The 18,951-nt window shown below is 70.3% G+C and carries 18 protein-coding genes; all 18 read right to left on the bottom strand.

The window, feature by feature from the left end:
* Positions 1-23 precede the first annotated feature (23 nt).
* Positions 24-794, bottom strand: a complete 771-nt coding sequence (locus tag dqs_RS19830) for a PP2C family protein-serine/threonine phosphatase (protein WP_065341525.1) — start codon at positions 792-794, stop codon at positions 24-26.
* 52 nt (positions 795-846) lie between these two features.
* On the bottom strand, positions 847-2,736 hold the full coding sequence (gene tagH, locus dqs_RS19825; RefSeq protein ID WP_065341524.1) for a type VI secretion system-associated FHA domain protein TagH: 1,890 nt from the start codon (positions 2,734-2,736) through the stop codon (positions 847-849).
* Between the two features lie 19 nt (positions 2,737-2,755).
* Positions 2,756-3,967: a hypothetical protein gene (locus tag dqs_RS19820; protein ID WP_065341523.1), complete on the bottom strand. Its 1,212-nt coding sequence runs from the start codon at positions 3,965-3,967 to the stop codon at positions 2,756-2,758.
* 4 nt (positions 3,968-3,971) lie between these two features.
* A complete protein-coding gene (locus dqs_RS19815) occupies positions 3,972-4,400 on the bottom strand; it encodes a S1 domain-containing protein (RefSeq protein WP_011767604.1) in 429 nt (142 codons plus the stop codon).
* A gap of 9 nt (positions 4,401-4,409) precedes the next feature.
* Positions 4,410-4,787, bottom strand: coding sequence for a DUF4150 domain-containing protein (locus dqs_RS19810; RefSeq protein ID WP_011767603.1), 378 nt, complete (start codon positions 4,785-4,787; stop codon positions 4,410-4,412).
* An 89-nt stretch (positions 4,788-4,876) separates the two neighbouring features.
* Positions 4,877-5,419 carry a hypothetical protein gene (locus tag dqs_RS19805; RefSeq protein WP_065341522.1) on the bottom strand — a complete coding sequence of 181 codons (543 nt, stop codon included), beginning with the start codon at positions 5,417-5,419 and terminating at the stop codon, positions 4,877-4,879.
* Between the two features lie 22 nt (positions 5,420-5,441).
* Positions 5,442-6,449: an AHH domain-containing protein gene (locus dqs_RS19800; protein ID WP_011767601.1), complete on the bottom strand. Its 1,008-nt coding sequence runs from the start codon at positions 6,447-6,449 to the stop codon at positions 5,442-5,444.
* A gap of 22 nt (positions 6,450-6,471) precedes the next feature.
* Positions 6,472-7,509, bottom strand: coding sequence for a hypothetical protein (locus tag dqs_RS20950; RefSeq protein ID WP_084018716.1), 1,038 nt, complete (start codon positions 7,507-7,509; stop codon positions 6,472-6,474).
* 4 nt (positions 7,510-7,513) lie between these two features.
* Entirely contained in the window at positions 7,514-8,548 is a 1,035-nt protein-coding gene (locus dqs_RS19790) for a DUF2169 family type VI secretion system accessory protein (RefSeq protein WP_065341521.1), read from the bottom strand.
* Between the two features lie 4 nt (positions 8,549-8,552).
* A complete protein-coding gene (locus dqs_RS19785; RefSeq protein WP_065341520.1) occupies positions 8,553-10,625 on the bottom strand; it encodes a type VI secretion system Vgr family protein in 2,073 nt (690 codons plus the stop codon).
* A 138-nt stretch (positions 10,626-10,763) separates the two neighbouring features.
* Positions 10,764-12,737 (bottom strand): sigma-54-dependent Fis family transcriptional regulator, encoded by a 1,974-nt coding sequence (locus tag dqs_RS19780; protein WP_065341519.1) that lies wholly within the window; start codon positions 12,735-12,737, stop codon positions 10,764-10,766.
* A 231-nt stretch (positions 12,738-12,968) separates the two neighbouring features.
* The gene (locus tag dqs_RS19775) at positions 12,969-13,583 is read right to left on the bottom strand and encodes a VOC family protein (RefSeq protein WP_065341518.1); all 615 of its coding nucleotides are present in this window, start codon (positions 13,581-13,583) and stop codon (positions 12,969-12,971) included.
* Between the two features lie 61 nt (positions 13,584-13,644).
* On the bottom strand, positions 13,645-15,219 hold the full coding sequence (locus dqs_RS19770) for a GMC family oxidoreductase (protein WP_011767595.1): 1,575 nt from the start codon (positions 15,217-15,219) through the stop codon (positions 13,645-13,647).
* Between the two features lie 92 nt (positions 15,220-15,311).
* On the bottom strand, positions 15,312-15,893 hold the full coding sequence (locus dqs_RS19765) for a twin-arginine translocation signal domain-containing protein (RefSeq protein WP_236778710.1): 582 nt from the start codon (positions 15,891-15,893) through the stop codon (positions 15,312-15,314).
* A gap of 65 nt (positions 15,894-15,958) precedes the next feature.
* Positions 15,959-16,729 carry a lipoate--protein ligase family protein gene (locus dqs_RS19760; protein ID WP_065341517.1) on the bottom strand — a complete coding sequence of 257 codons (771 nt, stop codon included), beginning with the start codon at positions 16,727-16,729 and terminating at the stop codon, positions 15,959-15,961.
* Entirely contained in the window at positions 16,729-17,442 is a 714-nt protein-coding gene (locus dqs_RS19755; protein WP_011767592.1) for a dihydrolipoamide acetyltransferase family protein, read from the bottom strand. Before dqs_RS19755 ends, dqs_RS19760 begins: the two co-directional genes overlap by 1 nt.
* Before the next feature lie 3 nt (positions 17,443-17,445).
* On the bottom strand, positions 17,446-17,691 hold the full coding sequence (locus tag dqs_RS19750) for a lipoyl domain-containing protein (protein WP_011767591.1): 246 nt from the start codon (positions 17,689-17,691) through the stop codon (positions 17,446-17,448).
* A gap of 210 nt (positions 17,692-17,901) precedes the next feature.
* The gene (locus dqs_RS19745) at positions 17,902-18,939 is read right to left on the bottom strand and encodes an alpha-ketoacid dehydrogenase subunit beta (RefSeq protein WP_011767590.1); all 1,038 of its coding nucleotides are present in this window, start codon (positions 18,937-18,939) and stop codon (positions 17,902-17,904) included.
* Between the last annotated feature and the right edge of the window lie 12 nt (positions 18,940-18,951).

Here is an 18,951-nt window from a genome sequence, read left to right as displayed (position 1 = left end):
AGGCGGCGCGGGGTCGGGAGGCGTCAGGGCAGCAACACCGTGATCTCGTCTTCGGCGCGGTAGGCCTTGACCGCGACGGCAGTGTAGTTATCGCTGTGGTGGTTGTCATGGGCTTCGACCACCGCCGCCATGCGCTCCAGCCAGTTGGTGGCCGAACCGCCGGCGCCGAGTTCGGCCGCCATGCGTGCTTCATCGACGTACTCCCACCAGCCGTCGCTGCAGATCAGGAAGGCGTCGCCCGGCGCGATCGCCACCGGCGCGCCCGATACGCTGAGCGCGAGGTCGTCGGCGTTGCCGATCGCCGAGGTCAGCAGGCTGCGCTGGGGGTGGGTGCGGATCATCGCGGCGTCGCCGTAACCGGCGTCGATCATGCTTTGCACCAGGCTGTGGTCGCGCGTCTGGTGGATCAGCTCGCGGTTGCGGAACAGGTAGATGCGGGTGTCGCCGACGTGCGACCACACCGCCTCGCGGCGCCCCGCGTCTATCAGCAGCAGCGCCGCGGTGGCGTGCATGTCGTCGCCGCCCGGGTTGGCGTGCTTCTCGGCCATCACCGCGGCCTGTGCTGCTTCAAGCAGGCCGATCGCATGGGCTTCGCTCACTTCGGGATGGGCGGAAAAGCGTTCCAGCACGGTGCTGACGACGATCTGCGCGGCGCGGTCACCGCTGCCATGGCCGCCGGCGCCGTCGGAGACGATCCAGCAGCAGCCCTGCGGCGAGGTCCAGTAGCCGCAGGCGTCCTCGTTGCGCTTGCGGCGGCCGATGCGGGAGATGTAGGCGGTCTGGAGGTCGAGCATCGTGTTCTCGTTGTGGGCTCGGAAAGGATGTGTGTGGGGGGGAGAAGGACGCTCAGCCGCGTTCGCGCTGCAACTGGTCGATCTGGGCCTCGTAGGCCTTCAGGAACTCGCGCCCGAACAGCGAATGGAAGTCGTCCTCGGCCTCGCGCGAGATGTCGCCATAGCGTTGCTCGTAGAGGTCCCACAGCTTGGCCTTGCGGTTGGCCGGCAGCACGTTGTCGAGGAAGCTCTTGGTGGTCAGGCGGGCTTCCAGCTCGGCCGGGGTGAAGCGGCCGAGGATGCTCGCCAGCGCCGCACGCATGCCGGCCATGAAGCCGAGCTGGTGGGCGCGCAGATCGTCGTAGGCGTCCTGCATCGCCTCGTCCGGCTTCATGAAGCCGCTGCCCTGCGGCAGCAGCAGCTGCATCAGCGCGAAATCGACGTCGGGCGAGAACTTCAGCGGGTTGTTGTTCTTGCTGACGATCATGGTCACGTCCGCGCGCACCTCGCGCTTGGTGGCCGCGCGCGCGACCAGCAGTTCCACCGTGCCCTGCACCGCCTCGCGCAGCATGCGGCCGATGTGCTCCATCAGTTCGGGGGTCAGCCCGCCCGCCGGGGCCAGCCGCGGCAGGCCGATGCCGCGGGCAAAGGCGGCCAGCAGCGCGTCGGCGTCGGCACTGGAGCCGGCGCTGGCGGCCGCGGGTTGCGCCGCGGCGGCTGGTGCAGACGCCGGCGGCACGGGGGAGGCCGCGGGCGTCGGGGCGGGCGTCAGCGGCGCGCGTTCGATGCCGACGTTGGCGCGCGGGGCCTCCGGCGGGGGGGGTGCGGGCACGATGCGGGTCGGCGCCTCGCGCCCGTCGTCCCCGGCGACCGGCGCTGCCGGCGCTGCCGGTGCGGCGGGTGCGGCGGGTGCGGCGGGTGCGGCGGGTGCGGCGGGTGCGGCGGGTGCGGCGGGTGCGGCGGGCGTGCTGGCCCACGACACCACGCCGCCTTGCGGCGCAGCGGGGCTGCGCTGCGGTGCCGGTGCGGCGGCGGACGCCGGGGCGGGCGCAAGCGGCGGCGGTGGGCTGTCGTCGATCAGGCGCGGCGGGGCGAAGGCGTCGTTGAGCAGCGGCGAATCGTTGCGCACCGGGGCGCTGCTGGGCGTTGCCGCCATGCCGCCGAGCAGCGCCAGCGGGTCTTCGCCGCCCCCGTCGAACGGGGCGGGCGCATGGGCCGGGTTGCCGAGCGGCGAGCCGGCGAAGGGGTCGCCGCCGGTGCTGGCGCCGTCGAGGCCGAACAGCGCGTCGAGCGAACTCGCTTCGGCGGGCTGCGCCAGCGCACCGATGCCGAGCGGATCGCCCGCGCGGCTGGCCGCGGGCGCGGGGGGCGGGGCCGGCCGCGCGGGCGCGAATGCCGCGAACGGGTCGTCGGACACCGACGCCGCGGGCGGAGCGGCAGCAGGCGGCGCGGGCGGCGTCGGCGTGGCGGCGGCGAACACCGCGAACGGATCGTCGTCGAGCGCCGCGGCGCGCGGCGGCGGCGCGGCTGCGGCCGGGGCGCCGAGGCCCGCCGGAAGGTCGGGCGGCAGCGCCAGATCGAGATCCAGCCCGAGCGGGTCGCCGCGCTGTTCGATGTTGGGCAGCGTTTCGTTACCGAAGCCGGATACGGTGCGCACGATCTCGACCCGCAGCGTGTAGTCGGCGATGCCGATCTCATCGCCGTCGCGCAGCGTGGCACTGGCGCCCTTGCCCAGCGGGCGGCCGTTGAGATGGGTGGGGTTGCCGCCGTGGTCGGTCAGCACATAGCGGCTGCCGTCGTACTGGACCTGGGCCTGCATGCGCGAGATGTGGCGGCCGGGGTCGGGCAGGGTCAGCGCGTTGCTGTCGTCGCGACCGATGGTGCCGCCGCGCTCGTCGAATTCACCGGCAAGCGGGGTGGCGGGCGGAAAGCCGTTGACCTGGATGACACTGATGCGTAGCACCTGACTTTCTCCGTAGTGTTCAGACGACCGGCGGCGGCGCCATCAGGCGCGCCCCGGCAAGTGCCGCGCGCATGCCGAAATCCCAGCGCGCGGCAAGGTCGATGCTGGCCTGGGCGGCGGTCGACAAGGTGGCGGAGACCTCGTGCCCGCGGCACCAGCGCCGCCCGCCGCGCCACTGCGCGTGGTGGCGGTTCCACAGTTGCTGCGCGCGTGCGGCATCGGGCAACCACACGTCGGGCGCGAATTCGCGCTCGAAGTCGTCGGCATCGGCATTGACCGGCAGCGTGCGCCGTTCGCCCTCGACGTCGAGCCCGGTGAGCCGGGTGAAGGCGGTGCCGGCGGCGGCCGCGGCGGCCGGGTCCGGCTCGGCCATCAGCGCGAGCAGGGCCTCGATGGCGTCCGGGTGGCCGCTGCGCGCGAGCAGCGCGCAACGCGACGGCGCGGGCGTGGCCGCGAGCAGGTTCGCCCACGGCGCCTGCAGCGCGGTGTCGCCCACCGCGGCCCAGTGTTCCAGCCCCACCGCGTCGCCGCCTTCGGCGAGCTGGCGCGCGACCTGCGGCACCCAGGCTTCGCCGCGCCAGCTGGCCGCTGCCAGCACCACGCGGCGCAGGCCGGGTTGCGGGCGCCGCACCGCGTCGCGGTAGGGCGGTTGGGGCATGCCGGCACCGTCGAGCAAGGCGAGCGTGCGCCAGGCTTGCTCGGCCACCGCCGGGTCTTCGGCCTGCAGCAGGCGCAGCAGCGCCGGTTCGCCGGCGCCGATGCGGCGCTGGCCCGCGAGCGCGGCTGCCGCGGCTGCCGCGCGCGCGTCGTCGTCGCCGTTGAGCGCCGCATGCAGGGCGGTTTCGGTGTGGATCTGCGGCGCGGCCCCGAGCGCGTCGCGCAGACCGAGCAGACGGGCGCCGCTGGCGGAGCCGAAGGCCGCGGCGACGGTGGCGGCGTGGGCGGCATCGCCCCCGCGCAGCAGCGCGCAGGCGATCGCGAATACCTCGTCGCGATCGGTCGAGGCCAGCCAGTCGCCCAGCAGTGCGGGCAGCTCGGCGACTGCGACCAGCATGCCCTGCAGGTGGGCGTCGATGCGCTCGTGCAGGTGCTGCAGGTCGCGCAGCGTGAGGCTGTCGGAAGACACCGCGGCACGCCGCCGGCCCCACAGGTAGGCGAGTTCCTCGGCGTGGGTGACGATCAGCTCCGGCATGAAGTGCCGGTTGCGGTGCAGTGGCGCGATCGCGACCATGGACTCAGTTGATCGCGACGTTGCCGGCGCGGATGCGTTGGGTGCCCTTGGCGCGCAGCAGCACGTCCTCGCCGCGCAGCATCAGCTTGCCGTCGGCGGCGCGCAGGTCGATCGAGACCTCGCCGCACTTGAGCGTGAGCACCTCGGTCGCCTCCAGGGTCAGCCGGGCCTGCGGTTGCGGCGCGGTGCAGGTGCCGATGCGGCCGAGCACGCAGGCGCGTTCGCCGGGGGCAGGGGGCAGCACGAGTACGCGGTCGCCGGGGGCAAACGGGCCGGGGGCGGTGGCGGCGTGAAGCAGCTCGCACTCCCATTCGATGCCGTCGGCGAGTTGCACGCGCAGGTGGCCGGCCGCGGTGACCTCCACCACGGTGGCGCGCTGTATGCCGGTGCGCTCGGGCACCGGGAAGTCGAAGATGCGGGCTGCGTCGGTCATGGCTTCGTCCTATCCGCAAATGTTCTTCTTGTTGTGCCACAGGGGGTCGCCCATGCGGCAGACGTTCTTGCCGTCCAGCATCACGTCGAAGGAGTACATCAGGAACTCGCATTCCTGCTTGAAGGTGCCGGAGATCACGCCGCCTGCGGTACCGGGTTCGTCGCCCGCGCTCATCATGTACTTGGCGCCCTTCACCATCACCATGCTGCCGTCGGCTTTCACCGTGGTGGTGCCGGCGGTGGTGTCGGAGGACTTGCCGATGTTCGGGTAGGGGATGGGGATCGGCCCGCCGGGCGAGGGCGTGTTGCAGACGTCGGGAAAGACCATGCTGATGCCGTTGCTGGTCTTGTGGGCGAACCCCTGGATGTTATGGACGGTGCATGGCATGGGCTGACCCCGGGAGGCGGATGGGACGGATTGCAGCAGGCTTGTCCGGCAGGTGCAAGGCGTGATGGACGGACGTCGGCGGCCGTGGCTCAGCCGGTCCAGTCGGCGGGGTCGATGAAGGTCAGCGTGTCGATGCCGGCCGCTTCGATGGCCTGTTTCACCGAGTCATGGACCACGATGGTATTGACCGCTTCGGCGAGCCGGAACATCAGCGCGCCGTCGACCCGCGCGGCGGAAATCTCCGGGGCGCTGATCAGCACGTCGTCGTGGCGGCGCAGGCTGTCGGCCGCGGCGATGCGGCCGATGAGGTTGAAGGCCACGTAGTCGTCATGCACGAGGCCCTGCGCCGGGTCGTGGATTTCGGCCGGGTAGATGTCGAGGTTGGACACGCCGGCGGCGAGCAGCGCGGCGTGCAGGCGCTTGCTCATCAGCGTGACCGGCGACTGCCACAGCTCCGCCAACACCGTGTCGGGTGCCGTCTCGCGCGTCAGCACCAGCGGCGTCGGCGGCGGCACGTCGAAGCGGTCGCCGGACATCCAGCTGCGCAGGAAGTCCGGGTCGGCGGAGTCGTCGTAGTCGAGGGTGGCCAGGTAGCCCTGGGCGGGGCTCAGGCAGGTCATGACGTAGTACATGCGGTGCTCCATGCGATGTCGTTCAGGTATCCGGTCCGGCGGCCTTGTTGCCGGCCTTGACCGCTTCCATGTAGGCCTGGCCCCACTTCGAGGTGTAGATGTTGCGGCGCCAGGTCGAGCCGTTCAGGAACGCGGCGAGGTTGCGCGACAGGCCGTTGAGGCGTGCGACCAGGCCGAACGGCGTGGGCACGCCCTGCTTGCGCGCCTTCTCGGCGCGCTCCTCGCATTTGGGGCACTGGAACTCGATGAAGCTCTTGAAGTAACGGCGGCGGTAGTCCTCGAAGATCTTGTCGAGCACGCTGGTGACGAAGTTGCTGTAATCGACGTGGCGGTCGTGAAACTGCCCGGGCGCCTTCGCCACCGCCTGCCGCACGTATTGCCACTTGCGGTTGGCGGCGCTGATCTCGTTCAACCGGCCGTAGAGCTGCGGCGATGCCGGGTCGGCCTCTTCGGTGACGTCTTCCTCTTCCTTGTCCGGCATGTCGTCGTTCTCGACCCACAGCTTCAGGCCGCCCCGCCCGCCGCCTACCGCGTAGCTGCCCGGCAGGTAGATGCCGTTCTCGGCGCCGTTGACCTCGTAGCCGACGTTGGCCCACACCACGCCCTTGCTGAAGTCCTTGTCCTTGAGCTTGGCGGTTTCGCCTTTCTTGACCATGAAGGCGAGCAGATGCGACTGCTTGAGCGCCTCCTGCGCGGGCACGAGGTGATGCGCGGCGCAGGTGACCGGGTAACGGTGCTCGTAGTCCTTGCCGGTCGCGGCATCGCGGTCGCGGATGTGGACCACCTTGGCCTTGTTGGCGAAGGGGTGGCCGCTGCGGTCCTTCGGGTTGTCGATCTGCTCGCACTTCTTCACCAGCGGCGCGTACAGGTGGGTGCTGGTGCCGTTGCCCATCTTGGTGGCGAGCTTGGTGCCCGAGCCGATGAGCTGGTTTTCCACCGTGGGCGGTTCGGGGTTGTCGTGGTCGAACGGGCAATCGAGGTCGTCGGCATCCACCATGCCGATCTGCACGCCTTCACCGATCTGGGTCATGTCTGCCTCCCGGCCTGTGGTTTCATGCCCGCTCCAGCACGACGGCGCCGCGGCTGCCGTGGTCGGACGACGCATAGACCAGCGCCGGGCCCGGCCGGTATCCGTTCGCCAGCGCGTGCGCGGCAAGCGCGGCCAGCACCGGGCCATGTGCCGCGCCGAGGTCGCCGAAGCATTCTGCGGGGTGTTCGATCTGCACCGCGTCCGAAAACGCCGCCGCATGGCGCAGGCGGGCGACGCCGAGTTCGCGCGCCCAGTAGCGCTCGCCGTTGAAGGACGCGTAGAGCGTGCCGATCGGCGCCGGCGGGGGCGGCTGCAGCACCTTGCCGAACAGCGCGGCCAGCCCTTCGCCCAGATACGGCACGTCCGAATACAGGTGACCCGCCTCGTGGCCGTGGCCGCAGGCGGCGATGCGGGCGATCGGGGCAAGCCCGCCCCCCTGCCTGCCGAGCAGCAGGAAGGCCGCGCCTTCGCCGGGCGTGAAACCGTCGCTGTTGCGCTCGTTGCGGATGCGGCCCTGCTGGTCCAGCGTGTTGAGCACGTAGAGATCGACGAGGCTGTCCACGCCGCCGACGAGCACCCAGGGCGTGGCGTCGTCATCGAGCAGCGCGGCGGCCTGGTTGAACGCCATCAGCCCGGCGGCACGGCCGAGCGGCGCGGCGACGCTGCGGCTGCGGTCCAGCGGTGCGCCGGACTGGATGGCGAGCCGGGCGAGGAAGGCGGCCGGTTCCAGCGCAGCCTGGGTGTGATGTTCGGGCAGCCCGAGCAGCAGCGGTATCGGGCGCTCCACCGCGGGGACGAGCGCCAGCGCTTCGGCGAGCGCGGCGTGGGCCATCCGCAGCATGCGCGCCTCGCGCGCCTGCACGCCGGCATGCTGGAGCTGCGGCGAGAGTGCCGGCAGGCCGGCGGCCGGCACGCGGCCGAGCACGAAGGCGTTGTCGCGGCGGTCGCGCCAGTGGCTGGCGCGCAGGCCGGCCACCCGCGCGCGCGTGGCGGCCGCGGTCTCCGGCAGGCTGAGCCCGACCGGGGTGATGCAGGCGGCGGAGAACAGTGCGATCGACACGATGTCAGCGTCCGATGACCGCCGCCTGGCTGGCGGCGGCGCGCACATTCACCGCTACCTGCCGCAGCCGGGTGAGCCGCTTGTCGACCGCCAGCTCGGCGCGCCACACCATCTGCAACCGGGCCTGGTCGGGCTCGATCAGCACGGTGTCGAGCCGGGCCTGCGCAGGGATGCGGCGGCCGTCGAAATCCCAGGTCAGGCCGATGTCGAGCCGCGGGAGTTCGAAGCGCAGCGGCGCGCTCGCCGTGCATCCTTCGACGCACACGGCCTCGCCGCCCTCGAGATGGCCCGGCGCCACCAGCCCGGGCGGGGCGACGTTGAAGAAGCGGGGGTCGAAGTCGTGGGGCAGGTAGGGCGCGCGCTGGCTCTGCCAATTGGCATCGTAGGTGCCGCCCCAGCCCTGGCGCGGCTGCCAGTGGGGCGGAATCGGCGCCCAGCCGGCCGGCGCGGGGCGGTCCGCCGGCGTGGCGATGAGCTGGCCCGGGTCTTCGATGTTGGGCAGCGGTCGGTCGCTGAAGTCCTCTTCGCGGCTGCCGATGAAGCCGCGCCCGATCGGGTTGCGTGCGTCGTATTCCGGCGGCGTGCCGCCGGTCTGCGCACCGCAGCCGCCAAAGGCCAGCTCCCAGCGCAGCGGCATCCGCTCGAAGGGCTGCGGCGACGAGATCGCCCAGCCTTGCTCCTGGCGCACCCAGCGGCGGTCGCCGAACACGCGCAGGCTGCGGCTGACGGGGCCGACCTGCAGGCGGACATCCATGGCGCTCACCGCGCCGGCAGGGGCGATGGCGCGGCCGATCAGCAGGATGTCGGTGCCCGGCTTCACCAGCGTCAGGTCGGCGGCGGCGCGCAGGCTGCTGGTTGCCGGGTCGCCCCAATACACGTCGGTGGCCAGGAAGTTGGCCTGGCGCGCGGCCAGGCGCGGCTCGCCCGAGGAGACGTCGAAGCTCGCCTTCACCGCCGCGTAGGCGCACTCGACGCCCGCCGGGTTGGCGAATACCGACAGGACCGCCGGCAGCGGGGTGGGGTTGACGACCTGCAGCATGGACTCAGTTCTCGGAGATCTTGGCGCCCTTGATCACCACGTCGGAAGCGGCCTTGATGCCGATCTGGCCGTCGCCCTTGATGGTGATGTCCTTGCCCTTGATCTGGATCGTGCCGTCCTTCTTCATGGTGATGCTGGCGCTGCCGGTCTTGATGGTGATCTCGTCGCCGGCCTCGATCACCAGTTTCTTGCCGACCTGCAGCTTGTCGTCATCGCCGACCGTGGTGGAGCGCGCCTTGCCCACCTCCAGCGTCTGGTTTTCGCCGATCGCGATGGTCTGGCTCTTGGCGACGTCGTGGGCGTCGTTGTTGCCGATGCTCTCGCTGCGGTCCTTGCCGATGCTGACGGTTTCGTTCTGGCCGACGTCCTCGGCGCGGTTGCCGCCGACCGAGATGGTTTCGTTGGCGCCCACCGATTCGGTGCGGTTGTTGCCGATGCTGATGGTTTCGTTGTTGCCGACCGACTCGGTACGGTCGTTGCCGACGGTGACCGTCTCGTTGTGGTCGATGTTCTTGGTGCGGTCGTGGCCGACCCAGTGGGTCTCGTCGTTCTCGACCTCGATGTCCTGGTTCTTCTCGGCGTGGATGAAGAGCTGCTCTTCGCCCTTCTTGTCCTCGAAGCGGATCTCGTTGAAGTTGTCGGTGCCGCCGCCGAGCGTGGAGCGCGTCTTGATGCCGGTCTGGGTCATGTTGTCGGGCAGCGCGTACGGCGGCATCTGCTCGGCGTTGTAGACCCGGCCGGTGATGATCGGCTGGTCGGGATCGCCCTCGAGGAATTCGACGATCACCTCCTGGCCGATGCGCGGGATGGCGATGAAGCCCCAGTTCTTGCCCGCCCAGGGATGGGAGACGCGGATCCAGCACGAGCTGTGCTCGTCCTTGGTGCCGTAGCGGTCCCAGTGGAACTGCACCTTCACGCGGCCGTATTCGTCGGTGTAGATCTCGTTGCCGGACGGGCCGACCACCACCGCGGTCTGCGGCCCCTTCACCTGCGGGCGCGGGGTCAGCCGGGGCGGGCGGTAATCCTGGCGGCTGTTGAGGGCGCTGAAGTGGCACTCGAACTGGCTGCCCGCACCCGCTTCGGATTCCCGCCCTTCGGCGCGCACGCGGGTCTGCGCCGCGGTGATCAGGTACTCGCGGTTCTGGTCGCGGCGGGCGTGACCGGCGAGCTTGAACAGGTGGCCCACCGCCAGGCCGCGGGCGCTGCTGCGCGCGCGGGACAGCTCGAACTGCGCGTGCAGCTCATCGACGCGCACCTTGGCGTAGTGGCGGCCGTCGGCCACCTGGTCGAACTCGCCGGGGTAGTCGAACACCTCGTGCTTGCCCTCGTCGTGTTCGCGCGGCACCACCGCCGAGGCTTCCAGCCCGACCGAGGGCTTGGTGAAGTCGTAGTCGCGCAGCATGACCTTGCCCGGCATCACCTGGCGCTCGAACTGCCACTGGCTGACGAAGCCCAGCTCGTCGCCGCCGCCCTGGCGGTTCTCGACGAACTCGATCTCCTCGTAGCCGGCGGTGCTGGTGTGGGCGGCGTAGGCGTCCGCCAGCACCAGGGTGTTCTTGTTCTCGTCGTGCTCGAAGAAGTAATAGATGCCCTCTTCTTCCAGCAGCCGGCTGACGAAGGCGAGGTCGGTCTCGCGGTACTGCACGCAGTAGTCGCGCGTGCGGTAGCTGCCGCTGAGCGCGTTGCGGAAGTCGGCGACGCCGTGTTCGGAGAAGACCTGCTTGACGATGTCGGGCACCGTGCGCGACTGGAAGATGCGGCAGTCGGCGGTGCGGCCGAGGAACCACAGCCACGGCCGCACGCTCGCGCGGTAGGTCTGGTAGCGGCCCTGGGTGCCGGTGTGGGCGAAGCGGGTGACGTAGCCGCTGAAGTAGCGCTTGCCGCCGGTGGGCAGCATCACCCGCAGGCTGAGCTGCTTGCCGAGGATGTCGTCGAGGTTGATGTCGGTCTTGTCGGAGAGGCAGTCGATCTCGAATTCGCTGACCTGCGACAGCGCCTCGTCGGCGGCGAGCGCCTGGAATACGAGCACGCCGCTGCCCAGCGGGGTGATGAGTTCGAATTGCGATTGATCTGCCACGGTGGTCGCCCGGTGAAGGCCGCGGGAGCACGGCCGAAATGACGTTGCATTTTATGGCAATCGTCCCGCGGCGGGCAGGCAGGAATCGCCCGGCATGTCACTTTTGTCGCATGCCGGGCCAGCTTTCGGGCCGGGCGGCTACAGCAGATGGGGCGGCACGATGCCGTGGCGTTTCATCTGCCGGTAGATGGTCGCGCGGCAGACGCCGAGTTCGGCCGCGGCGGCGGTGATGTTCCAGTGATGACGGCGCAGCGCGGCCTCCAGTTCGCCGCGCACGGGGTCGGCGCCCGGCGTGGTGACCGCCGCGGGCGCAGTGGCGGCCGCGGCCGCGGTGGCGATGGCGATGGCGGGCGAGCGTGACGGCGCTTGCGGTGCGCTCGCCATCAGTTCGGCGGGCAGGTCCTGCGGCAGGATGTGCTCGCCATCGCACACCGCCAGCGCGAAGCGCAGCACATTGCGCAGCTGGCGCACGTTGCCCGGCCAGTCGTAGCCCAGCAGCAGGCCGCGCGCGGCCGGGTCGAGCGCGGCGCTGGTGCCCAGTTCCGCGCCTTCGGCCGCGAGCAGGCGGTCGATCAGGTAGTCGCGGTCGCGCCGTTCGCGCAGCGGCGGCAGGTACAGGATGGCGCCGCACAGGCGGTAGTAGAGATCCTCGCGGAAGCTGCCTTCGGCGATCAGCTTGCGCAGGTCGCGGTGCGAGGCGGCGACCACGGTGAGATTCACCGGCACCGGCTTCTCGGCGCCCAGCGGCAGCACCTCGCGCTCGGCCAGCACGCGCAGCAGCCGGGTCTGCAGGTGCAGCGGCATGTCGCCGATCTCGTCGAGGAACAGCGTGCCGCCGTCGGCCTGCTGGATCAGCCCGCGCATGCCCTTGCTGCGCCCGCCGGTGAAGGTGCCGGCGGTGTAGCCGAACAGTTCGCTCTCGATCAGCGATTCCGGGATCGCCGCGCAATTGACCGCGACGAAGGGCTTGGCGGCGCGGCTGCTGGATTCGTGCAGCGCTTTCGCCAGCACTTCCTTGCCGGTGCCGGTCTCGCCGTGCACCAGGATATTCACCGGCCGGTTCACCAGCCGCGAAGCCTGTGCGATCAGGCGCTGCATCTGCGGGTCGTTGCCGGCCAGGCGCTCCAGCGCGGGCGCCGCCGGGGTGGCGGCGACGGCGGGCGCCGGGCGCAGCGGGGCCACGCGCGGTTGCAGCACGGCACCGTAATAGACCTCGCCGCCGCTGGTGGACAGCGCGGTGCGGTCAGCGGAGAAACCGGCGCGGGCGATGCGCCAGATCGCGTCCATGCCCTCGCGGAAAACCTCGCCGAGCGGGCGCCCGATCAGGGTGTCGGTGACGCCGTCGAGCGGGCGCAGTGCGCGCCGGGCGCCGCTGTTGGCGCCGACGATGAGGCCATCGGCATCGAAGGCGAGCATGATCTCGCCCGACACATCGACCATCGACCACGCCGAGCCCAGCCGCAGCACCCAGCGGTCGCGGAAATAGCGCAGGAAGCTGGCGTCCTCCACCATCTGCGCGTACATCGTCACCATGTGCAGCGCCAGATGCTGGCTGTCGCGCGGCGACGGCGAGGTCAGCGCCGAGACGTCGAGCACGCCGAGGAAGCCGCCGGTGGGGTCGAACAGCGGCGCGGCATTACAGGTCAGCGTGATGTGCGAGGCGTCGAAGTGATCGGTGTGGTGACAGGTGATCGGCGCCTTGTCGACGATGCAGGTGCCCACCGCACAGGTGCCGGCCCGGGTTTCGCTCCAGTCGGCGCCGAGGTAGAGGCCGGAGTGCTTCAGCTCGCGCGCCCAGGCGTCGTTGCCGATGAAGTCCACCGCGATGCCGTGGGCGTCGGTCAGCAGCAGCACGTAGCCGATGCCGGCCATGCGCTTGTAGAGCTGCTCCATGCCGGTGCGGGCGACGCCGAGGAAGTCCTCGATCTGGTCCTGGTGCTCGCGCAGGCGGGCCTGTTCGACGATATGCGCGCGGGTCGGCCGGCTCGGGTCGAGACCGTAGTCGTTCACACAGCGGACCCACGAGCGGTGGATCGGGTCGGTGGCGGGTTCGCCCGCCTGTGATACGGCGAGCACATGGTCGATGTGTTCGCGCTGGGATTGCGCCAGCATCTCGTCTCCTCCTGCGGGCCGGTCGTCACCGCTGGATGCCGGTGAGCTGCCGCCGCGCGGACGCGGACCGTGGATCGGTCTCTGCATGTCTTGATCGAAGGTTAAATCACCCTCGCTGCCGGCTCAATCGAAAAAGACGGGGTGGCCGTCCGGCACACCCCGCGAAGCGCCTGGAGGAGGGAGTCAGGCACGCGTGGACGGCGGGTGAGCGCCGTCCGGATACCTTCAGTCTTACTTTTCGGGGAAGCGCGGATCCCACAGCTTGCGCTTCAGGTCCTTCTCGTGGGCCATGCCCTTGGGCGCGCTCACCAGCTCCAGCTGCAGGCCCCAGGGTGCGAGGAAATACACCCAGGTGAGGCCGGCGGCCGGGCCGTCGGTGAAGGTGCTCGGCGTATCCAGCACCTGCACGCCCTTGGCCTTGAGTGCGGCCACGGCGGCGTTCATGTCGTCCACGTAGAAGGCCAGGTGATGGCCGCCGATATCGCTGTTGCGCGGACCGCGGCGGTTCTGGTCGGGCGCGGTGTATTCGAACACCTCCAGGTTGGTGCCGTTGCCGCAGCGGACCATCTGGAAGTCGCTGATGGCGGCGCGCGGATGAACGTTGAGGTGGCGCGTCATCCAGTCGTCCTCGAACTTGAAGGCGCCGAAGGTGAAGGACGGTTCGCAGCCGAGCACATCCTTGAAGAAGTTCACCGCTTCCTTGAGGTTGGGCACCGTGATGCCGATGTGCTGCATGCCCTGCATGCCGGGAATCGGCGCGGCGTGGGCGGGCACGGCGGCACTGGCGAGGACGGCGGCGCCGGCGGTGGCGGCGAGCAAGCGGTGGAGCAGGGGGCGTAGCGTCATGGTTGTCTCCGTTGTTTTCGTGTGGTGGGGGCGGCCGGGGTGGCCGGCCAGGGTGGATCGGTCAGAGTTCGCGCCGCTGCATGGCGCCGGCGATGTATTCCGCCTGGCGCACCGCCAGCGCGACGATGGTCAGCGTCGGGTTGGCGGCCGAGCTGGAGGTGAACTGGCTGCCGTCGGAGACGAACAGGTTCTTGATGTCGTGCGCCTGGCCCCACTTGTTGAGCACGCCGTCGCGGGCGTTGGCGCTCATGCGGTTGGTGCCCATGTTGTGGCTGGCGGGGTAGGGCGGCATGTCGATCACGCGGGTCGCGCCCACCGCCTCGGACACCTTGCGCCACTGCGCCAGGCCGTGGCGGCGCATCGCCGCGTCGTTGGTGTGGTCGGTCTTGGTGACGATGGGGATGGGCAGGCCGTACTGGTCCTTCTCGGTCGGATGCAGGGTGATGCCGTTCTCTTCCTGCGGCATGTCCTCGCCGCACACCCACACGCAGCTCATGTGGTCGTACTGCTCCAGCGCGGAAGTCACCTCGCGGCCCCAGCCGCCCGGCTTCATGAAGGCGGCAGTGAAGGGCAGGTGCAGCGCCAGCCCTTCCAGGTGGTAGCCGCCGAGGAAGCCGCGGTCCGGGTTCAACTGCGCCTCGTCGGAGATCACCGCGGCGATGTCGAAGCCGCGGTACATGTACACCGGCCCCTTGTGGATCGCGATCGCGGCGGCGGTGGTGTGGTTCATGTAGTTCTTGCCGACCTGGCCGGAGCTGTTCGCCAGGCCGTTGGGGAACATGCTGGAGGCGGAATTGAGCAGCAGCCGCGGCGACTCGATCGAGTTGCCGGCCACGCACACCACGCGCGCCTTCTGCAGGTGCTGGCGGCCGTCCTTGTCGGCGTAGAGCACGCCGCTGACCTTGCCGGATTTGTCGTGCTCGATCTTCAGCACCATGCTCTGCGGGCGCAGCTCGGCGCGGCCGGTTTCGATGGCGCGCGGAATCTCGGAGTACAGCGTCGACCACTTGGCGCCGATCTTGCAGCCCTGCATGCAGAAGCCGATCTGCTGGCAGGCCGGGCGGCCGTCATTGACGCGGGTGTTGGAGGCGACCGGGCGGCTGATGTCCTTGTAGCCCACCTTCCTGGCGCCGGCGGCGATCACCTTGTAGTGGTTGTTGGGCGGCATCTCCGGCAGGCCGCTGGCCTTGGTGCCGGCCACGCCCATCTTGCGTTCGGCGATGTCGTAGTAGGGCGCCAGCTCCTCGTAGCTGATCGGCCAGTCGATCACGTTGGCGCCCTTGACCTCGCCATAGGTGCTGCGGGTCTTGAAGTCGTGCGGCAGGAAGCGCAGCGCCAGCCCCGAGAAGTGCATGGTCGAGCCGCCCACGCCCTTGACGATCCAGGCCGGCAGGTTGGGATAGGTCTCGGTGTGATGCCAGCCGCCGGCCGAGATGCGCTTGTCCAGCCACGAGATCTTCTTGAACATCGCCCACTCGTCGTTCTCGAAATCGGCCTGGGTGTAGTGCTTGCCGGCTTCGAGGATCACGACGTTCACGCCGCGTTTGGTCAGTTCGTCGGCCAGCGTGCCGCCGCCGGCGCCGGAGCCGACGATCACCACCACGCTGTCGTCGTCCAGCGAGAATTTCGCGCTCATGCTTTGTCTCCGTTATGTCGTTTTATGGGTGCGGCAGGCCGATGCCCTTCCACAGGCCGGGGGCGGTCGGCGGCTGCCCGATGGCGTGGCGCTCAGGCGCCGTCCAGCCAGTCGATGTCGTCGAAGCCGCGGTTGATGTAGCCGCCCTTTTCCCAGGACGAACCCTCGTAGCCGAACAGCGGCCACACCGCCTTGTTGTCGTAGAAGCCGGTGACGAGGTGGCCCTTCACCTTCTGGAAGAAGGCGCCGTGCTCGATCACGTAGAGCAGGCTGAGGCGGTCGGTCTCCTTGGCGAGGTCGGTGTAGGCCTTCTTGAAGCGCAGCTTGGCCAGGCGGTCGAGCGCGGCCGTGCCCTCGGTCAGCAGGGCCTTCAGCTTGTCGTCCTTGGCGGCCTGCGCTTCCAGCGGTTCGAGCGCCTGCAGGTAGTAGCGGTCGGAGATGCGGTCGTGCGGGAAGATGTCGCGCGCCAGCACCAGCAGGGTCTTGCCGGTGGCGGCGCCGAGCACCTTGAAGTTGGCCGCCAGCGCCTCGCGCGCCGGGGTCATCAGGGTGGCGGTGGACAGCGCCCCGACGCCGAGGGCGGCCATGCCGCCGCCCTTCAGGAAGCCGCGGCGGCTCAGCGTGATGCGTTTTTCGACGACGCGCATCGGGGCGCGCGGGCTTGTGTTGCTCATGGTTGTCTCCTTGGTGTTATGGCGGCCGGGGGGCCTTTCTCGCTGCGGGATCGGGGGTGCGGTGTTCAGGCGCGGTCGTCCTCCTCCAGCTCGCCGAGCACGTCGGCCAGCATCTGCTGCAGGCCGTCGGCCAGCGTCTCGATATGCATCGCGGTGCCGAGCAGTTCGGCGCAGGAGGTGGTGGCGGCGTCGAGCCGGGCGATGTCGTCCGCCGGGCGCCCGAGCGCGTCGCACAGCAGCGACCACTCCGGGCGGTAGAGCAGGGTGCCGGTGGTGAGCAACACGCCGTGCTGGCGGCGCAGTTGGGCCAGCCCGACAAGCTTGCGGCCGTCGGCGATCACCTCCCACGGCGACAGGCCGCCGAAGCAGGCCCAGCCGAGCGCCGGGTCGCTGGTGCGGCGGGCGAGTTCGTCCGGCGCCAGCGCGTGGGCCGGCATGCCGAAGTCGCGCAGCAGGCCGGCATGCAGCACGCCCAGCCAGCGGTAGCTGCTGACGGTGCCACCCGCCAGCAGGCGGTGGTCCGGGGGCAGCACCACCGAGGACGACAGCATCCACGGCCCGGTCAGCACCGCACCGCCGCCGGCGCGGCGCTGCACCAGTTCGCAGTCGGTGCGCGCCGCCCGCGCCGCTTCCTCGTGCAGCGCCGCCTGCGCGCAGCCGAACACCACGCCGGGCGCCGGGTAGGTCCATACCCGCACCCGCGGCGCGGTCACCGGCGTGGCGAGCTGGCGGGTATTCCAGTCCTGCTCGGCGGCGGCGCGCGCCAGCGTCAGCGCGCTGCCGCTGGTCGTCAGGCGGCGGCCCTGGGTCGAAGGGGCGAGGGCGGCGGCGGGCATCAGTCGAACTCCGCCTGTTCCAGCCGGCGCGCGATCTCGCCGAGGAAGAGCGCCGCCGGGTAGCCGTCCACCGCGCGGTGGTCGAACACCAGGGTCAGGTTGACCACCGGCGCGGCGACGATGGCGCCGTCCTTCACCACCGCCTGCTGGCGGGTGCGGCCGACGCCGAGGATGGCCACCTGCGGCGGGTTGATGATCGGGCTGAAGCGGTCCACCGGCGTGCTGCCGAGGTTGGTGACGGTGAAGGTGCCGCGCTGGTAGGCGCCGCCGGTGAGCGCGCCGGCGCGGGCGCCCTCGGCGAGCTGGCGGGTTTCCGCCGCCAGCGCCGCCACCGGCTTGGTGTCCGCCTGGCGGATCACCGGCACCATCAGGCCGTCGTCCAGCGCCACCGCGACGCCGATGTTGATGTCGTCGACCAGCTCGACTTCCTTCTCGCGCATCAGCGCGTTCAGCCGCGGATGGGCGCGCAGCGCCTGCGCCACCGCGTGCAGCACGAAGGCATTCACGCTGAGCTTGTCGCCGGCGGCGGCGCGCTCGGCGCGCAGCGCTTCGACGCGGGTGAGATCCACGTCCACCGAGTGCGCCACCCGCGGCACCTGCCAGCCCTGGCCCATGTTGCGGGCGATGGCGCCGCGCAGACCGGTCAGCGGCACCGTGCGGCGTTCCGGCGCCGCCGCGGGGGAGGCGGTTTCAGCCGCCACGCTCGCAGCCATGGCTCAGGCCTCCAGCAGCGCGAGCACCGCGCCGCGGCCGAAGGTGTCCTGCTCGGCCACGTTGAGCTTGGCGATGCGGCCGGCCGAGGGCGCGAAGATCTCGTGGCTGGTCTTCACCAGCTCGGCCACCGCCAGCACCTGGCCCGCGGCCACGCTGTCGCCTTCCTTCACCTGCCATTCCTGCAGCAGGGCTTCGGTGCCTTCATCGACATCGGCCCACACCGCGTCGTCGAGGATGATTTCGGTCATGTTGTGTCTCCTGGGGAGTGATGATTGATTGGGGATTGGGTGGGGGAGCCGGTTTGCTCCCTCCCCTTCAAGGGGAGGGCTGGGGTGGGGATGGGGTCAGGCATCGGCGCTGAACCTACCCCCATCCCCCTCCTAACCTCCCCCTTGAAGGGGGAGGGACAAAACCATCTCCCCTTGAAGGGGAGGGAGCAGGCGGCCGAACCGCCGGCGCTACTGGTCGAGCTTGAAAGTCATCAGCCCGCGCACGCTGGCGACGATGTTCTCCACCTGCGGGATCGCGAAGTTCTCCAGCGGGCGGCTGAAGGGGATCGGCACGTCGGGTACCGCGAGGCGGCGGACCGGGGCCTTGAGGCGGACGGTGTCGATGTTCTCGGCTACCAGCGCGGCGATCTCGCCGGAGAGGCCGTAGCTCAGGTAGTCCTCGTCGGCGACCAGCAGGCGGCCGGTGCGCTTCACCGACTTCAGCACCGCGGCGCGGTCGAGCGGGACCAGGGTGCGCAGGTCGAGCACCTCGGCGGAGATGCCTTCCTCGGCCAGCTTTTCCGCCGCCAGCACCGACTTCTGCACCATCTGCGACAGGGTCACGATGGTGACGTCGCTGCCTTCGCGCACCACGCGCGCCTGGCCGAAGGGGATGGTGTATTGCTCTTCCGGGACCTCGTTGGTGCTGCCCTCGAAGTAGGACATCCAGCTCAAACCCATGATGCCCTTGTGGTACAGGAAGACCACCGGGTTGTCGTCGCGGATCGCGCTCGTCATCAGGCCCTTGGCGTCGTAGGCGTTGGACGGCACCACCACCTTCAGGCCGGGGACGTGGGCGAAGATCGAGTACAGGCACTGCGAGTGCTGGGCGGCGTCGTTGTAGCCGCCGCCGATGCCGGTGGTGATGACGAGCGGATACTTGCAGGCGCCGCCCGACATGTAGTGGTTCTTGGCGATGTGGTTGTAGATCTGGTCGAAGCAGACGCCGAAGAAATCGACGAACATCAGCTCCGAGATCGGCCGCAGGCCTTCGGCGGCGGCGCCGAGCGCGGCGCCCATGAAGCCGGTTTCCGAGATCGGCGTGTCCATCACGCGCTCAGGGCCGAACTGGTCGAGCAGCCCGGTGGTGGCGCTGAAGATGCCGCCGTACTTGCCGACGTCCTCGCCCATGACGAAGACGCGCGGGTCGCGCGCCATTTCCTGCGCGGTCGCTTCCGAGATCGCCTGCGCCATGGTCAGGCGGCGGGTGGTCGTTGTCGTGCTCATGCGGGTCTCCTG

Origin of the sequence: Azoarcus olearius (genome assembly GCF_001682385.1) — a bacterium.
Taxonomy (GTDB): Bacteria; Pseudomonadota; Gammaproteobacteria; order Burkholderiales; family Rhodocyclaceae; genus Azoarcus; species Azoarcus olearius.
This window is presented reverse-complemented; position numbering and strand designations above follow the sequence as displayed.